The following is a 1,118-nucleotide window of genomic DNA, read 5'->3' on the forward strand; positions in this document are numbered from 1 at the left end:
TGGGGCGGGCAGCTCGTGACGATCGGCGGTGATGCGCCGGTGCGCGTGCAGTCGATGACGAATACCGACACGGCCGACGCGATCGGCACGGCGATCCAGATCAAGGAACTCGCGAACGCGGGCTCCGAACTGGTGCGCATCACGGTCAATACGCCGGAGGCCGCGGCCGCCGTGCCGGCGATCCGCGAGCAGCTCGACCGGATGGGCGTGACCGTCCCGCTCGTCGGCGATTTCCACTACAACGGCCACCTGCTGCTGCGCGACTACCCGGGCTGCGCGGAGTCGCTGTCGAAGTACCGGATCAACCCGGGCAACGTCGGCCAGGGCGCGAAGCGCGACACGCAGTTCGCGCAGATGATCGAAGCCGCGGCGAAGTACGACAAGCCGGTGCGGATCGGCGTGAACTGGGGCAGCCTCGACCAGGACCTGCTTGCGCGCATGATGGACGAGAACGGCGCGCGCTCGCAGCCGTGGGATGCGCAGAGCGTGATGTACGAAGCGCTGATCCAGTCGGCGATCGGCTCGGCCGAGCGCGCGGTCGAACTGGGCCTCGGCCGCGATCGCATCGTGCTGTCGTGCAAGGTCAGCGGCGTGCAGGACCTGATCGCCGTGTACCGCGAACTCGGCCGCCGCTGCGGCTTCGCGCTGCATCTCGGGCTGACCGAGGCCGGCATGGGCTCGAAGGGCATCGTCGCGTCGACGGCCGCGCTCGGCGTGCTGCTGCAGGAAGGGATCGGCGACACGATCCGCATTTCGCTGACGCCGGAACCGGGTGCGTCGCGCACGGGCGAAGTGATCGTCGGCCAGGAAATCCTGCAGACGATGGGCCTGCGCTCGTTCGCGCCGATGGTGATCGCGTGCCCGGGTTGCGGACGCACCACGAGCACGCTGTTCCAGGAACTCGCGATGCAGATCCAGACCTACCTGCGCGAGCAGATGCCGGTCTGGCGCAAGGAGTATCCGGGCGTCGAGAAGATGAACGTCGCGGTGATGGGCTGCATCGTCAACGGCCCGGGCGAATCGAAGCACGCGAACATCGGCATCAGCCTGCCGGGTTCGGGCGAGAACCCGGCCGCGCCCGTCTTCATCGACGGCGAGAAGGTCAAGACGCTGCGCGG

At 68.4% G+C, this 1,118-nt stretch carries 1 protein-coding gene; it reads left to right on the top strand.

What is annotated here, in order from left to right; all coding sequences use genetic code 11:
• On the top strand, positions 1 to 1,118 hold a 1,118-nt coding region (ispG, locus tag DID99_RS36670; protein ID WP_124668730.1), incomplete at both ends, for a flavodoxin-dependent (E)-4-hydroxy-3-methylbut-2-enyl-diphosphate synthase.

Origin of the sequence: Burkholderia sp. Bp8986 (assembly GCF_003854225.1) — a bacterium.
In the GTDB taxonomy this organism is placed as follows: domain Bacteria; phylum Pseudomonadota; class Gammaproteobacteria; order Burkholderiales; family Burkholderiaceae; genus Burkholderia.